General features: G+C 66.8%; 7 protein-coding genes. 3 read left to right on the forward strand and 4 right to left on the reverse strand.

The features are described from left to right. Position 1 precedes the first annotated feature (1 nt). From C3B71_RS02025 to C3B71_RS02040, 4 genes are read right to left on the reverse strand one after another with little or no spacing between them, the layout of a single operon-like run. Entirely contained in the window at positions 2-562 is a 561-nt protein-coding gene (locus C3B71_RS02025; protein ID WP_073330177.1) for a hypothetical protein, read from the reverse strand. Further along, a complete protein-coding gene (locus C3B71_RS02030; RefSeq protein ID WP_108965801.1) occupies positions 559-2304 on the reverse strand; it encodes an RAMP superfamily CRISPR-associated protein in 1746 nt (581 codons plus the stop codon). Before C3B71_RS02030 ends, C3B71_RS02025 begins: the two co-directional genes overlap by 4 nt. Beyond that, positions 2301-4196: an RAMP superfamily CRISPR-associated protein gene (locus tag C3B71_RS02035; protein WP_108965803.1), complete on the reverse strand. Its 1896-nt coding sequence runs from the start codon at positions 4194-4196 to the stop codon at positions 2301-2303. The genes C3B71_RS02030 and C3B71_RS02035 overlap by 4 nt, the downstream gene beginning before the upstream one ends. After that, positions 4193-6091, reverse strand: a complete 1899-nt coding sequence (locus C3B71_RS02040; RefSeq protein ID WP_108965805.1) for a Cas10/Cmr2 second palm domain-containing protein — start codon at positions 6089-6091, stop codon at positions 4193-4195. Before C3B71_RS02040 ends, C3B71_RS02035 begins: the two co-directional genes overlap by 4 nt. A 185-nt stretch (positions 6092-6276) precedes the next feature. On the opposite strand from C3B71_RS02040, the gene C3B71_RS02050 reads away from it, so the two are divergent. The 3 genes from C3B71_RS02050 to C3B71_RS02060 are packed head-to-tail and all read left to right on the forward strand — an operon-like array spanning position 6277 to position 13492. Next, a complete protein-coding gene (locus C3B71_RS02050; RefSeq protein ID WP_108965810.1) occupies positions 6277-8664 on the forward strand; it encodes a hypothetical protein in 2388 nt (795 codons plus the stop codon). Further along, on the forward strand, positions 8661-9113 hold the full coding sequence (locus C3B71_RS16060; RefSeq protein WP_073330164.1) for a hypothetical protein: 453 nt from the start codon (positions 8661-8663) through the stop codon (positions 9111-9113). Before C3B71_RS02050 ends, C3B71_RS16060 begins: the two co-directional genes overlap by 4 nt. Next, positions 9110-13492, forward strand: coding sequence for a hypothetical protein (locus tag C3B71_RS02060; RefSeq protein ID WP_108965812.1), 4383 nt, complete (start codon positions 9110-9112; stop codon positions 13490-13492). Before C3B71_RS16060 ends, C3B71_RS02060 begins: the two co-directional genes overlap by 4 nt. The last annotated feature ends 320 nt before the right edge of the window (positions 13493-13812 follow it).

Below are 13812 nucleotides of genomic sequence, written 5' to 3' on the forward strand. Positions count from 1 at the left end.
TTCAGCTCCACCTTCCGGTCATGATCTCGTCGACGAACACGGTGTTCCCATAGGTGGGCTCTTCGGTGAAGACCTCAACGCTGGTCATGGCCTTCGACGGCTCATCGAACGGCGCGGTGGCCCCGTGCTGCAGATAGCTGTTGGATCGCGTCCAGCACCTCGTGGTCTGCCACCCCGCGTCGCCATTGGCGGACAACAACTCCTGGCCCCCGACGCGAATCTCCGCGGTACCCGACCCGTTGAGCCAGCGCAACTCGTGCGCCAGCAGGCCGTCGTCTGCTCTCCCGTCAATAACGGCCCACAGGCGTAACTCGTACACGGAGTCGAGAGGGATCGGTTGATCCCGTCCATCCAGCCGGGTCGTCAGCTCCGGCGTCGCCGTGTGGACCGACATGGCGCCGGAGGTGGTGTAGGCGATTCCCTGTACACGGTCGCCAAGGTCTGTGACGCGGCCGAGCGCGGAATGTACCGTCTCCGCCGCGGCATCGCCGGGCCACTGCCGCACAGACCATGCGCCCTCTTCCAGGACAGTGGTGAGTACGGACCTTGCCTGGTCGTTCATGACTGCCTCCCCTTGCCGTTGAGAAGGGCGGACCAGCCCTCCGGGGTGTCGACCTTGATCTGGTCGTTGATGTGGCGGAGCCGGTCGAGAAGTTGCTCCGCGATGCTGAGGCTGCCGTCGGCGGCGAACTCCCACTTGCCTCCCGCGATGAGCCCGACAGGCCCCTCAATGCGCATCCTGGTCACCTCTACCTGGCCCATGCCGCGGGTGCCGCGACTGCCCAGCGGCAGGGTGCCGGTGGACAGCTCGGCCAGAACCAGTCCGAGCAGGCACAGGGCGGCGCGTTGGTAGTCGATGTTCCCGCCGTTAGGTACGCCCGTCAGCAGCATCTGCGGGTCGACTTCCAACCGAATGTCGTTCCAGTTCACCAGGGGGAACTTCTCGCTGTACAGGGCGCCGCCCGCCACACCGCCGGTCCAGCGGTCCCCGGCGTTGTGCGTCACTTCTCGTGCCTTCGGCTCGTCCTTCTGGGCCACCGTTGCCAGTGTCTCCAGCACCGTCAGGGCGCCGCGGTGCGCCGTGGTGCCGAATAGCAGCCTGACCAGCAGTGCGTCGTCGGCCAGTTGCTTGTGGACATCAAGCCTGGACCAGTCCGGCTCCTGTTTCGAGGAGGCATCCACATCTGCGTACAGGATCGTCCTGGCGATTCGGCTCGCGCGGCCGCGTAGGGCACCGCGGACGGAGCTGCCCGGGATCACCAGTGGGCCGGTGCTCTTGCCCTTCGGCTCGGTCGAGGGATGTGTGCGCAGCGGAAGGATGGGGTCCGTCTTCTTGAGCTCGCCGCCGGGCTCGTAATCGTTGCGCCTGGGTGGTTCGTCCTTCTTGGTCTCGGCCACCAGTATGCCCGTCGGGCTGTTCCACGCGATCGCTATGCGAATCCGCTCGGGAGGCGTGACAGCGAAGGCCTGAATACGAGTAAGTTTGCCTCCGTCCAGCCATGTAGTCAGGCCGGTGGGTGAATCGAGCTGTGTGCGTTTGAGGCTCCATGGCTCCGCGACGTCGTGATTGATCCGGACTCGGCCCCAGCCCGCGCCCTTCCGCTTACCGAAGGAGACCAGGCCCGCCTCCAACGCGCCGAGGATCACGGAGAACAGTCGCTCTACGTTGGCCGCGTCGGCCGTGTCCTTCTTGGCGTGCTCCGCATCGCGCCTGGCCCGATCTTCTTCCGGGTGTTCGCCGTCCTGGTTCGAGGAGCTGGAGGCAGTCGTCAGGACGCTTCCCGTAGTCGCGGTGATGCGCAGGGTCAGTTTCTCGCCCTGCGGGACGATCTCGTGCGCGAATAGGGCCGTGTCGGCGGCCGTGCCCCAATACCGGTCGACGGCGATTCCCGCCCGCAATGGCAGCTTGTCGGCCGTCGCGACCGATGAGAGCGTAATCGGGTGGACCGTGAGCGCTGAGGCGTGGTCGAGCGACCCCCACAGCGCGTCGAGGTTGGCGCCGTCGTCGTCGCCACTGTCTGCCTTCGCGAGGTGCTGTACGGCGGCGCGCAGGGCCCCCTTGATCGATCGCCCGGTCAGTACAGGGTTGCCGACTCCGTCGCGCGAGAATCTGCGGGGAGTCCAAGAACGCTTGGAATCGTCGCCCCGCTGCGAGGCGTCGCCTGGGTTTGCGGTTGAGGTTCCCTCCGAGTCATCGCCGCCGCCATTAATCCGGCTGCGGTCGACTTCCTCCTCGGGACCTCCGGAGTGGATGGGTGAATCGGTCTTCAGATGGACGGTGAGCTCGTACCTGGTCACGCTCATCGGTTGGACTCCTCACCTTCGTTACGGATACCTGGGGCGGAACCGGGGATGAAGTCCCTGGCCGGCGAGCTCACGAACTTCTCCCGGGCGAGCAGCGGATGGCCGACGACGAAGCGTCCAAAGCCTTGAGCCTGAAGCTCCCCTATACCGGTGCAGGAAAGCCGCCTCAAAGCTTCAAGTACCTGGCCGGGGTCCGCCCCCGGAGCGGGCCTCACCCGTATTACCGAGCCGGCTTGGATTGCCAACCGGGTGGGCCGTGGCTGATGACTCGCCGCCGACCAGGTGTCTATGCGTCGGTGGCGCAGGCCGGCTACGTACCGATCCTCGACGGCGGAGCGAGCCACCCGTTGGATCTGTGCCCCCGCATTGCGCAGGGTGGCGACCAGGTCATCCAGGGTGCCGGTGGCTCCCAATTGAGCCGACCGCAGAAGGACGTCGGAGGTGAACCAAAGCGTCGTCATGCCCTCTTCGTCCCAACCGCTGCTGGGTGCGGGAGTCCATGTGGCTGCGCCGTCGGCGTTGCAGGTGGCTCTACCGAATGTGCCGGTAAGTCTGCGTGAGCCGAGCTGAGCCGGGCGCGACAGCAACTCGGTGAGCTCGCCGTCGAAAACACCCGCCAGGCGCTCGGACAGGATGATCTCCGCCTCCAGGTCCATTCCCGCCGGCAGTGCGCGCACCAGGAACAGCTGCCCGATGGCCGCGGTGCCCGTGGCAGGGTTGTGCGCGGTCGCCTGGCGTCCCACCAGAGGTGGCGAGCCAAGCGGGACCGGTTCATTGGCGTCGCCACCGGTGGGGAACACGTATCCGCCCCGCTTCGGACTGTGTGTCTGCTCGGGGCTCGGTACACCAATGAGTCGATTCCACACGAGGGGAGCGGCGCCCTCATCCGCTACCTTTTCGGAGGTAAGCACCAGGGGGACGGGTAATCCGCGGATGCCCGCGAATACTGGCAGCGCATCGGAGACGTACAGGTCGCCGTTGACCACCGCATCGCGCACCAGGCGCTGGACTTCGCGGGACTTCTGGGCCGCCGCATGCCTGAGCCGACCATGCACCCAGGGCAACAGCACCGTGCCGCGCAGGAAGTCCTCCGAGGGAATCTCATTCGACAGGGGAACCGCATATGAGACGACGGGAGAGTCCAGGTGAATATGCAGCACCAACCGCTGCCGCTGGTCGGTCTCGGCTCGCTCGGAAAGACGCGGCGCCTCGATTGCTTGAGAACTCGGCTTCGGCGCTTCGGGGGCGGGCTGGGGGCGCTGTTTCAGCGCGTTGGTGCACCACTCCTTGAAGTCTTCCGGATTGGCGTGCTCGTCCACGACGATCTCGCAGGCGCCGTCACCGTTGCTGCGATCCGACCCGATCGCGGGCACCAGGCTCCCGGCCAGGGACAGGACCAGGAGGGCGGCGTCGCGCTGAGCATCGCTCCAGACGATTGCGGCGCCCTGCATGTTCGTATCCAGCAGGGTGACCGAGCCGGTGAGTTTGCAGGCCGGAGCTCGCTCAATGATGCGCAAGTGGTCAGGTTTGGCGGCCCCCGTCCTCTCATCGATGGAGACGCTGACTACTTCATGAGGGCCTAAGGCGGCGTCGTCCGCCCGGGCGTCGGAGAAGGCCACGAGCCGCGGATACTCGGCGGTGCCAAACAACGCGGTCACGAAGCGGTGCCAGGGTCCGGATGAGCGTCCCTCATCCAGGGCCTCGGCAACGACCTGTGCCTGTTCACGGATGACGCCCGTCAGCCCGGTTGCCCGCACCACCAGGCGTCCGTCGCTGTCACGCTCAACCCGGGAGTCGACGCCGCCGACGACGCCGGTGCCGGTGCCGATGCCCCAGTCGCTCGTGAAGGTCACGGATACCGGGAAGGTCAGCTTTGAGTCCGGTCGGTTCATTCCCCTGCCTCCTGGATGTCAGCGGTGGAAGTGAGTTGGTCTTGCAGGTAGGACACGGGCAGGAGGTCCGCCAGTTCGAGCAGGTCGAACAGCGCGTCGGGGTTACCTAGTGCCTTCGCGAGTGCTACCAGGTCCTCATCGGAGCTTCCGAGGATGGCATCCCATTCGTCCTTGACTCGCTCACCGGGTGACTTCTCCGGGGCCGTGCCTTTGTTAATCCCCTTTTCGACGTCGTCGTCGACCGGCGCCTCGGGAGCCGGCTGTGCCGCGGGCTCGGGGGCATTAGCCGCCTCGGACATGTACTGGCGAATGCGGGCGGCGCGCGTCTTCGGGAACGGCACGCGCTGCGTGGGGTCGGAGACGTACTCAATGCGCCAGGTGGCCGGATCCGTGCTCTTGTCGGGAAGTACCTTGCCGACGCCGGTGAACAGCGCGGTCAGGCGGCACGCCTCATGCCAGGTCATGTTCCCCGGCGCGTCGTGGTCCTTGGTGACGAATCGGTAGGGGCGCTCGGTGAATGATGAGTAGGAGTCGATCAGAGCCTCGTCGTCCAGGAGGGTCGAGTCGAACAGGGCGTGGAAGGTGAGCGTGGAACAGTACGCGTTCGCATCCGCGGCCTTGCCCACCTGCTTGGCCTTCTTGATCAGGGTTTCCGCGAGGTCGTAGGCGATGTGGAAGGGGAAGGCGTGCCTGACGACGGCGATGCCTGCGCCGGCGGTCATGTGACCGTCCCGGTTTCCGAGCTCCGAGAGTAGGGGGTCGGCGGCGGTTTCGTGCTCGAAGGCCTCCAGGAATGCGCCGGTGAAGGGGAGTGCGTAGGTGCCTTCGGTGATGACGGTGGCGTCGTCGCCGCCAAGGATCACCGGGACCACTGGCACGGCCCGGTAACCGTGGTCCTCAACTCGTCGTCCACGCAGCTCGTCATCCTTGGCGGACCAGAGGGAGACCTGCGCCCAGGCGCTGTAGAAGGCCGTCTCCATGGCACCCGCCAGGCGAGTGTTGATCTGCAGGAGGAAGCGTCGGAGGGCGTCGTCGTCGCCTTGGCTCACACCCGTCGCCTCGCTGAAGACGTTCTCGGGGACCTTCTGCTTCGCCTCCTTCAGGTGGCTCATGATCGCGCCCACCCCGTTACCGTCAATGTGCACGACGGCGACCTTGGACAGGCGGTCGTCGCCGAACTCGGGATCGGTGTCGAAGAGCTTCTCCAGGTTGCGGAGGTCGCGAACCAGCAGTTCACCGAGTTGGTCAGTATTGTCCCTGTAGGGATGCTCCTTCCACAGGCTGCCATGGTCGGCGAGCGCACGGTCCACCAGGTCCTTACGGGCTTTGGCGGCGTGGTAGCGCTTGACGCGGCTGGGGAGCGAGTAGGCCATTGAGAGGTCGGCTGTGGCCTCGTCGTCGACTTTCTTCTTGTCGAACGGCGGCGCGGCGGGCAGGGACGAGTCCTGGGCGCGCACTAGAAACGGCATCTGGGAGAAGCGAGCGCCGGCGGGTGGGCGATCGAGCGCATGCTCGTTGGCGGCCATGTGCACCCGGCGGAGGTCCTCATCGTCTACGTAGACGCTGTCCATCTCGACGTAAACCCCGGTTACGTCGATACCCGGTGCCCGGCTGTGCGCGATTCGGGTGACTCGGCCGATCACCTCCCGCGCACTGTCCACGGAGTCCGCCAAGAAAATGACCTTGCCCGAAGAGCGCGAGACCCACGGCAGATCGGGCGCGCCCTCCGGGAACGCCCTTGCCACGGCGGCGGGGATGGTCGTGGTGTCGAGAACCTCCTGCGTCCAGTCCTCGAGCCACGTCAGCTGCGCCGAAGCCCCGATGTTCTCCCGCAGGCGCGGGGAGGAGAAGATGTAGTTCTGGTTCCCGTTGGTCTCGATCATGACGAGCTGCATGGGGATCCTCTCGGGGCAGGACGGGACGGAAGGTGGGACGCGTGCAGTCTGCCACTTGATCGTGAGTGGCGCCACGCCTTTGGTGGTAGCGTTCCGCAACGCGGGACAGGCGACCGGCGTCGCAGGCATGCCGATCCGCTCGGCCCGTGCGAGCCACCCTGCTCACTGTCCGGAGAGGACCTGACATGACCCTGCTAGTTCACATCGTCGGCGAAGGCGACCTGGGTAGCGACATCCTGAGACTCGAGGGGGAACAGCGCCAGCAAGCCAGGTGTGCCGGCGTCACAACGCTGCAGAATGCCGCAGCGGGCGGTGCGGGGTGCGAGGCCGTCGACCTCCTGCTCCGCGGTGCGGTGGCTGAAGAGCTTGAGAGTCGGTTCGTGTGGACGCCGTTGGCCCTGGAACTGGGAGCGATCCAGGACGATGGCCACGAGGGGCAGGTACGCGTGCTGTTGCTCGGTAGCAGTTCCGGCTACGGGGCCACGGCAGACATTGCCAAGGCCCTTGCTTCGCTTCTGGAGCGTGACGAGATCAGAGCGGCTCTGCATAAACGGTACGGGTTAGAAGTGATAGCGGAGCTTCACGCCGACGGCGACTTGAACGAGCAGGTAGGCCGCGGAGACCTCAGCAGCTGGGTTGAGGCGGCGCACGGCACTGCTGCGGACAGCCCCGTGGTGGTGTCCATGATCGGCGGGGCAACCATGATGTGCCTGAGCGCCATGGGAGTGGTCGACCACCTCGGCTACGACTGGCGTCTGGCGGTTGCCGGGAGTCCTGACGACGCCGAGGCGCGCCTGATCCGTCGCGGTCACCACGGCAACGCGCCCTTCTACTGGCTACGTGCCCTGGGCTATCTGGAGCAAGCCGCTCAGTGGGCCCGGCAGAACGGCCGAGAGGAACTGATCGACGAGGAGCACACGCGGCTACTTCGGGATCTCCAGGCGGTGCTCGGCGGTGCGGGGCAGGAGAGGGGAGAGGCGTTGGCCGCGGCCACCGATGAGCACCTTGCTTCGTTGGTGGCGGTGGAGATGACCCGGGCGGACAACGGCGCTGGTCTGGCCGTGCGCGCCTGGGTGGAGAAGCACTATGAGGCCCTGCTGGCCGAGGAGAACGCAGGGCGCGCCCAGGACGATCAGATCAGTAGCGTGTTCAAGCGCTTGCCGGGCAAGGAACTGGGCAAGGTGCTGGGCCTGGTCCGCGATGAGCAGCTGGACCAGGGCTCCACCTCGGCCGCGTGGCTTCTCACAACAGGTGATCGCCTGAGGCCGGTTGGCAACCGCGCCGTCCATGATGCTGCGGCGCCGACGGCATCCGACTTGGCGACGGTCAATCAGGTCCCCGAACTGGGAGAGCGAGTTCCATCCTGGATGCACTGGCCGGGGCGCGGGAGAGTCCTCTACATCTGCGGCATGGGTGACAACTACCAGCGGTCGTCGGTGATCGAGCGCGTCATGGATGCCGGACCGGATGAGGAGTTCAGGCGCGCCGTGCCCGGAGGGATGCTTGAGGGCGGCGGTGTTGGCGACGTCGATTTTCTGCTGCTGCACTCGGCGTCCCCTGGATCGAAGGAGACGGCGGTCAAAACCTGTGCCTCCGCGCTTTTGGCAAAGAGGCCGGGGGACCTGTACGCGCCCGGGGTGGACATCATCGACTACGGAGGAGCGGAGAGTAATGATTTCGCGCCGGTTGATGACTTGGCTGGCGAAGTGAGCGTAATGCTTCGTGAAGTACTCCGCACCAAGCAGCCGTCAGCAGTCGCCATCGTGGCATCGGGGCAGAAGTCGGTCGCGATCGGCGCCCTCGAGGCAGCCCAGGCCTGGTGCGCCGAGCACGCAGTCCCGCTGTTCGTGCAGACCTCGGTCCAGCCGGGGCAGAACATCAAGCGGTCGGGAATGCAGTTCCACCGTATCGCCCTGCACAACGACGCCGAGGCGGCACTGCGCGAGGCGGCGGCCGCAAGCCTTTCCAGCCTCAACCTGCTCAGTGCCGTGCGGGTGCTCAGCGCCGGCGACCAGGACATGGATGTGTGGGCCCAGGCGTGTGATGAGTTGCGCAAGGAGTACCTGGCGGCGGTCAACGCCAAGGATCCCGATGCGCATGCGGGCGTACTGCTGTCCGTCATGGATACGGTCCATGAACTCTGTCTGGAAACCGAGGGGGATGTCGATCCACGCCTGGTGGTTGTTGTAGCCGAGGCGGTCGACTTCCTGCGACGGGGCAAGAAGGCCGCCGAAACGCTGTTCCGAGAGCGTTACGCGTGGCAGGACGTCAAGGCGTACTCGGCACAGAGACATGGAGTGGAGGCATGTAGTCGCGGAGCCCTGCTGCGGCTTCTGTACGAGGTCAGGAACGAAGTGCGTCTCACTCACGGAGACAGCCAGGTCGATGAGGCGGTGCGGGAGGTGATGCGCAACAGGTTCGTCGACGTCGATGATGACTTCGGCTATGTGGACCTGCTTGGGTGTGCCATCAAGTCTGTGAAGGCTGGCCCCAAGCGTCTGACCACCGGTCTTGACGAGTCGTGGGCCGAGAGGTTCCGGGCACTGCGGCACTGGGCGGAGGAGCGCGCATGACACCCGCAGAACCTCTCGCTCTGGTCAACCTCACCCCGCACGAGGTGATCCTGCACCTGGACGGCGGGCCGCTGCGGCTGCCGGGGGCCGCCGTCGTGCCCCGGCTGCTGCTGTCGGACGGGCGGCAGGAGACGCTGACCGTCTACGACCCCGAGCACCCCGGCGAGGCGACCGGTGCGCGGGAGGTGCCCATCGCCGTCGGCGCCACCTGGCTCGGAATCGACCCGCCCCTGCCCGCACCCCAGCCCGGCACGGTCTACGTCACCAGCCGGGTGGTGGCCGAGCACTTCCCGCAGCGCACCGACCTGGTCTGGCCCGATGATCTGATCCGGGACGCCGATGGGCAGGTGGTCGGTGCTCGCCGCCTGGGTTGCCTGCCGCGGCCGGTCGACGCCGCCGCCGTGGGCGGTGGGGATGCGGGCCCTCAATGGGACGAGGAGGGCCGATGACCGAAGAGCGGGAACGTCCGGCCACGGAAGGGGCTGCCCCGAGCCGGCCGCCGCGCACCGGCTTCATCCACTTGAAGGACCCCGATGAGATGCGCGTGGTCTTGGTGTGGGAGGTGGAGGTGCATCGTGGCTGGAGTCAGGCCTTCGGGAACTGGCCCGCCAAGCCCCTGAGCTTCCGTGCCAGGGACCGCCATGACAAGTTGCGGCAGACGTACCGGGGCATGCGTGCCGCCTATTTCCACCCGGAGGTGGCCGAGCGCCTGCTGGGAAGCGGCCGGGACGGGGACGACGCGCCGCTGGGCGCGGACAACCGCCGCTCCCTGGAGTTGCACAAGCTGGTTGATCACCGCGACAAGGACAACAAGCGGGTGCTGCGCATCGGCGCTCTGGAGGCGCTGCGCGTGTCGAATGGCGACGGGGCGGGGACGGCGATCCTGGTGGTGCACGCCGTCGTCCCGCGCACATATGTCGAGCGGCTGCCCGGCGAGCCGGCGGATGACGAGCAGACGGATGGCGAGCACTCGGAAGGTGCTCACGCGGATGAGGACTCGCAAGAGCCACCCGATGAGCGGTCTTATGAGCGCTTTTACGACGCCGTCCGCCACCCGAGCCGGGTGGTCGGCATTTGCGAGACGATCAACAAACTGCTGGCGCGTCCCGACGTGTGCGGTCCGGCACGGGTGACGCTGGCGGCTGAGCACACCGCGCGGAAGTCCTGGTTCTCCGCCCCGCTGTTCACCCTGACGTGGGTGCCTCGGGAGGTGAGTCGGCGGTGGATCCCTGAGTTCGGGGAGACCCCCGAGAGTCTCGGCGCGCGCCTGGAGGTGCCGGTGGGCTCCGAGCCGCTCGACGATCTGCGCCAGGCGATGGCCGGAAGAACGTCTAGTGCGAGGCTGCCGCTGCCGGTGCTGACGGCGGCGGGTTGGCAGTGGGGGAGCCTGCCGTCTCCCACGGGCTTCGAGTTGGGGGAGGAACGCTACTCCCGGGCGAAGAAGAACATTCACGTGCTCTCGCAGAGCTGGGCGGTGAGTGTGTGGGAGCGAGGCGCCGCCTACCTGCCGCGCCAGGACGACGGCTTCCTTCTGGAGGCCATGCTCAAGATGTGTTCCACCGACCTGGACGTGTACCTGCTGGTGGTCCTGGACCGGCTGCGCGTGCGCGCACTCTCCCTCAGCCTCGCGGCCACCGCACAGGAGCTGAGGGTGGCGACCGAGAAGATCGGGCCGTCGGGGAACTTGGACGTGGCGACCAAGTACTTGGATCCTGTCATCGCCAGGGCGATCCGGCTCGACGGCGAGGCGGTCTCGTTCCTCGCCTCTGAATGGTGGATCGATGTCACCCGGCACCGACAGGCCGACATGGTGCTGGCTTGGATGCAGCAGGCAGGGGGTCTAGACCGGGCGGTGGAACAGACCGTCCAGCAGGCGCGGCTGCTGCAGGAGAGCGTACAGACCCTGATTGAGCGCCAGGAGCACGTCGCTGACAAGGAGCGGCAGGAGCGCGACCGCCGGCGGGAGAAGCTGGAGCGCGAGCAGCAGGACTCCGCCCGCGCCATGGAGTGGGCCGTGGGTATCCTCGCTTTTGTGGGCCTGCCGCTGTCGGTCGTGTTGGAGGTCTGGTCGAACTTGCACGACGGCGGTCCCCTCCTGCGAGGGGCGGCCTGGTGGGGTGCGGGTGTCGGGCTGCTCGTCGTGGCCATGGCGGTCGCCTGGGCGCTGGCAAAGTGGTTTGACGTCAGGCTGTGGCCTCCGCCGGGGCACAACCGCCGGGCGGTAGGGGACCGCGGGCGTGCCGCAGTCGGTGGTCGTGTCCCTGGGATCGGTTCGCGCAGGCGCGTCGACGGCGGTCGGGGTTTTCTGCGCCGACGGCGAGCAACCGTAGGGGAGTCGATGATCACCATCATTCACCCGGTCGGGCAGGGAGAACTCGGCACCGACATCGTCGAGCTGCAACGGGACGAACGTCTGCACGCCCAGGAAGCCCGGCAGAAGGAACTGCGGCAGCAGGTGGCTGAGGCCGACGCCGAGGTGCTGTCCAACAGGCTGCTGAACATTCCCCCGGACGAGGGCGGGCGCCCGGGCCGCTTCAAGCGCACCCCGCTGGCGCTGGTGCTGGAGGCACTGCGCGGCAGGGGCGCCGTCGTGCGGGTAATCCTCCTGGGCACGGCCAATGGCCGCGAGGGCACCGAAACCGACGTCGAGGCTGCGCTGCTGGAGCAGGCCTACAACCGCCCCGACGTGAAGGCCAGACTTGAGGAGTACTTCGGGCTGGCGTTACAGGTCGAGGCCTACCAGCATGGCGATCTCTTCGAACGGAAGTGCGTCGACGACCTGCACCGGTGGCTGGATGACGATGGGGCGATCACGGACGGGAAGGTCATCGTCTCCGGCATCGCAGGGGCGAATGCCGTTGTGTTCGCGGTCATGGGTCTGGCCGACCAGATGGGCCTGGACTGGCGGCTCGCCGTCGCCCCGGAGGAGGGAGAGAAGCGGGCCGTGTTCCTGGAGCGCGCCGCCAACCGGGTCGCCCCGTTCTACTGGCTGCGATCCCTCGGGTACCCCAAGCAGGCGTCGGACTGGGCCGAGACCACGGGGGCGGCATCCGCGCTGCCGACGGGGGAGCAGCAGGCGACGGAGGCGCTCGCTGCCGCCCTGGACCGCGCCCGCTACGGGGATGACAGAGAGCCGGGAGCACTCGCCGCGCTGGCGGTCACCGACATGGCGCGCGCCGACCACGGCGCCGGCCTGGCGCTGCGGGCCTGGGTGGAGCGGCGTTACCGGAGCCTGTATGGGAAGGAGCGGGAGCTGGCCGAGCAGAAGGGGGATAAGCCGCGCCCGCCGTTGCGCTTCGTGAAGGCCAATGGTCGACCGAAGATGCTCGGCGAGGTCGTTGCCGACGCTGCGGCGGAGGCCGTCCGCCTGGGTGAGGACTGCCCCGGCTCGACCGCGTGGCTCGCCTCCGCCGGGCCGCTCAACGATCTGGCCAAGCGCACCGTTCACGACGGCCAGGCGCCGCACGCCGAGGACTGGGCGGTAGTTGAGGGGGAGCCGGCTCTCCTTGAGGCGCTGCCGAAGTGGGTGACGCGGCCGGGTCGGCGTCCGGTCCTGTACATATTCGGTTGTGGAAGGTCCTTCCGGTCGCCGACCATCCCGGAGCGTGTGCTGCGTGCCGAGCCCGAGCGCGAGCTGCGGCGGGCGGTTCCTGGGGCCTTGCTGGAGCGGGACGCGTTCGCCGCGGGACCGGACGGACACCCCGCCCTGCCGGTCGAGTTCGTCATTCTGCACTCGGCGCATCCCGAATCCAGGAAGACGGCCTGGCTCAACGCGCAGACCGTCGTCGCCGACGGCGTGCACCGGGAGTGGGAGCTGCCCGAACCGGGCTGGAGCTTTTTGGACTACGGTGAGGGGGATTCCGGAGCCCGGGCGGTGCCCGAAGCGATGTGGACAGTTCGCGAGCGTGTGGGCGCGGTTCTGGCGCAGCAGATGCCGTCCGCGGTGGTGATTGTGGGAACCGGGGAGAAGTCTGCGGTCTACGGCGCGCTCGAGGGGGCGCAGGAGTGGTGCGCGCTCAACGCTGTGCCGCTGTTCGTCCAGACCTTCGTAGACAAGGGCCGGGGCATCAAGGAGCCGGCCTCCCAGTTTCACCGGATCGCCCTGCGCAACGACGCCGAGGAGGCCTTGCGGCGTGCCGCCGCCATCAGCCTGCGCAGCCTCAACCTGCTCAGCGCTGTGCGGGTGCTGGCCGCCGGTGATCGGGACATGGACGCGCTCGCGGAGAAATGCGAAGAGTTGCGTCAGGAATACGTGCAGGCGCGGCAGGCGGAAAGGCTCGACGACCACGCTGGAGTGATTGTGGATGTGCTGCGCACGGTACGTCTACTATTCGATGAAGCAGACTGGCTGACGCAGGCGCGGCTGGTGGTGGCTGCGGCAGAGGCCGTGCACGCGCGCCGGCTTTCCAAGAGAGGGCAGAGCCTGCTTCAGGAGCCCGACACGCTACTGAATAAGGAGAAGGTAGCCGAGCGGAAGAAAGCTGGCACAAAAGCTGCGTTTGCATGTCTAAAACGTGGCGATCTCTTGCGCCTTCCCTACGAGGTGCGCGACAGACTGGTGATCACCCATGGGCGTTCCACCGTTCAGGAAGCGTTGGAGCGTGCTTTGGATGAGCTGCGGGTGGACGCTCCCGAGGGATTCACCTTCGCTGACTTACTGGATGCGCTTATCGCGCGCTTGGAATGTGATGCCAAGGGGAAGACAGGAAGCGGTGCTAGGAACGAGAACGAAGGCTGTGGCGAGAGTAAGGACGACTTCGGCGCCCTGGATCTCAGCGCGTCCTGGTCTGCCGAGTTCGCGCAATTGCTGCGGGACATTGAGGGATGATCGTAGGTGCGGAACGACCGCGCGGTGCTGGTGGTCGGTGCGCGAGACCGGCTGTCTTGACGGCGGAGGGACCTGGAAGGAGGTGTGACGCGTGTGCAGCCTGGTTCTTATGTGACACATGTGGCTGGTGTGACACCTGCCAGGAGGTCACGATTCGGTCTACGGTACAAAGATTGGTACGTTTTGACCCCGACTTTTCCGCATGACTTCGTTGAAAGTTGGTGGCTGGAGGGGTTGGATGGGTGTCGGTGGCGCTTGGCTTGTTTTCAACGAAAGGTGGTAGTTTTGGCCTGGTGCCAGTCGGTCTCGTGGGGTGCTTG

Origin of the sequence: Actinomyces sp. Z16 (assembly GCF_003111765.1) — a bacterium.
Lineage (GTDB): Bacteria > Actinomycetota > Actinomycetes > Actinomycetales > Actinomycetaceae > Actinomyces > Actinomyces glycerinitolerans.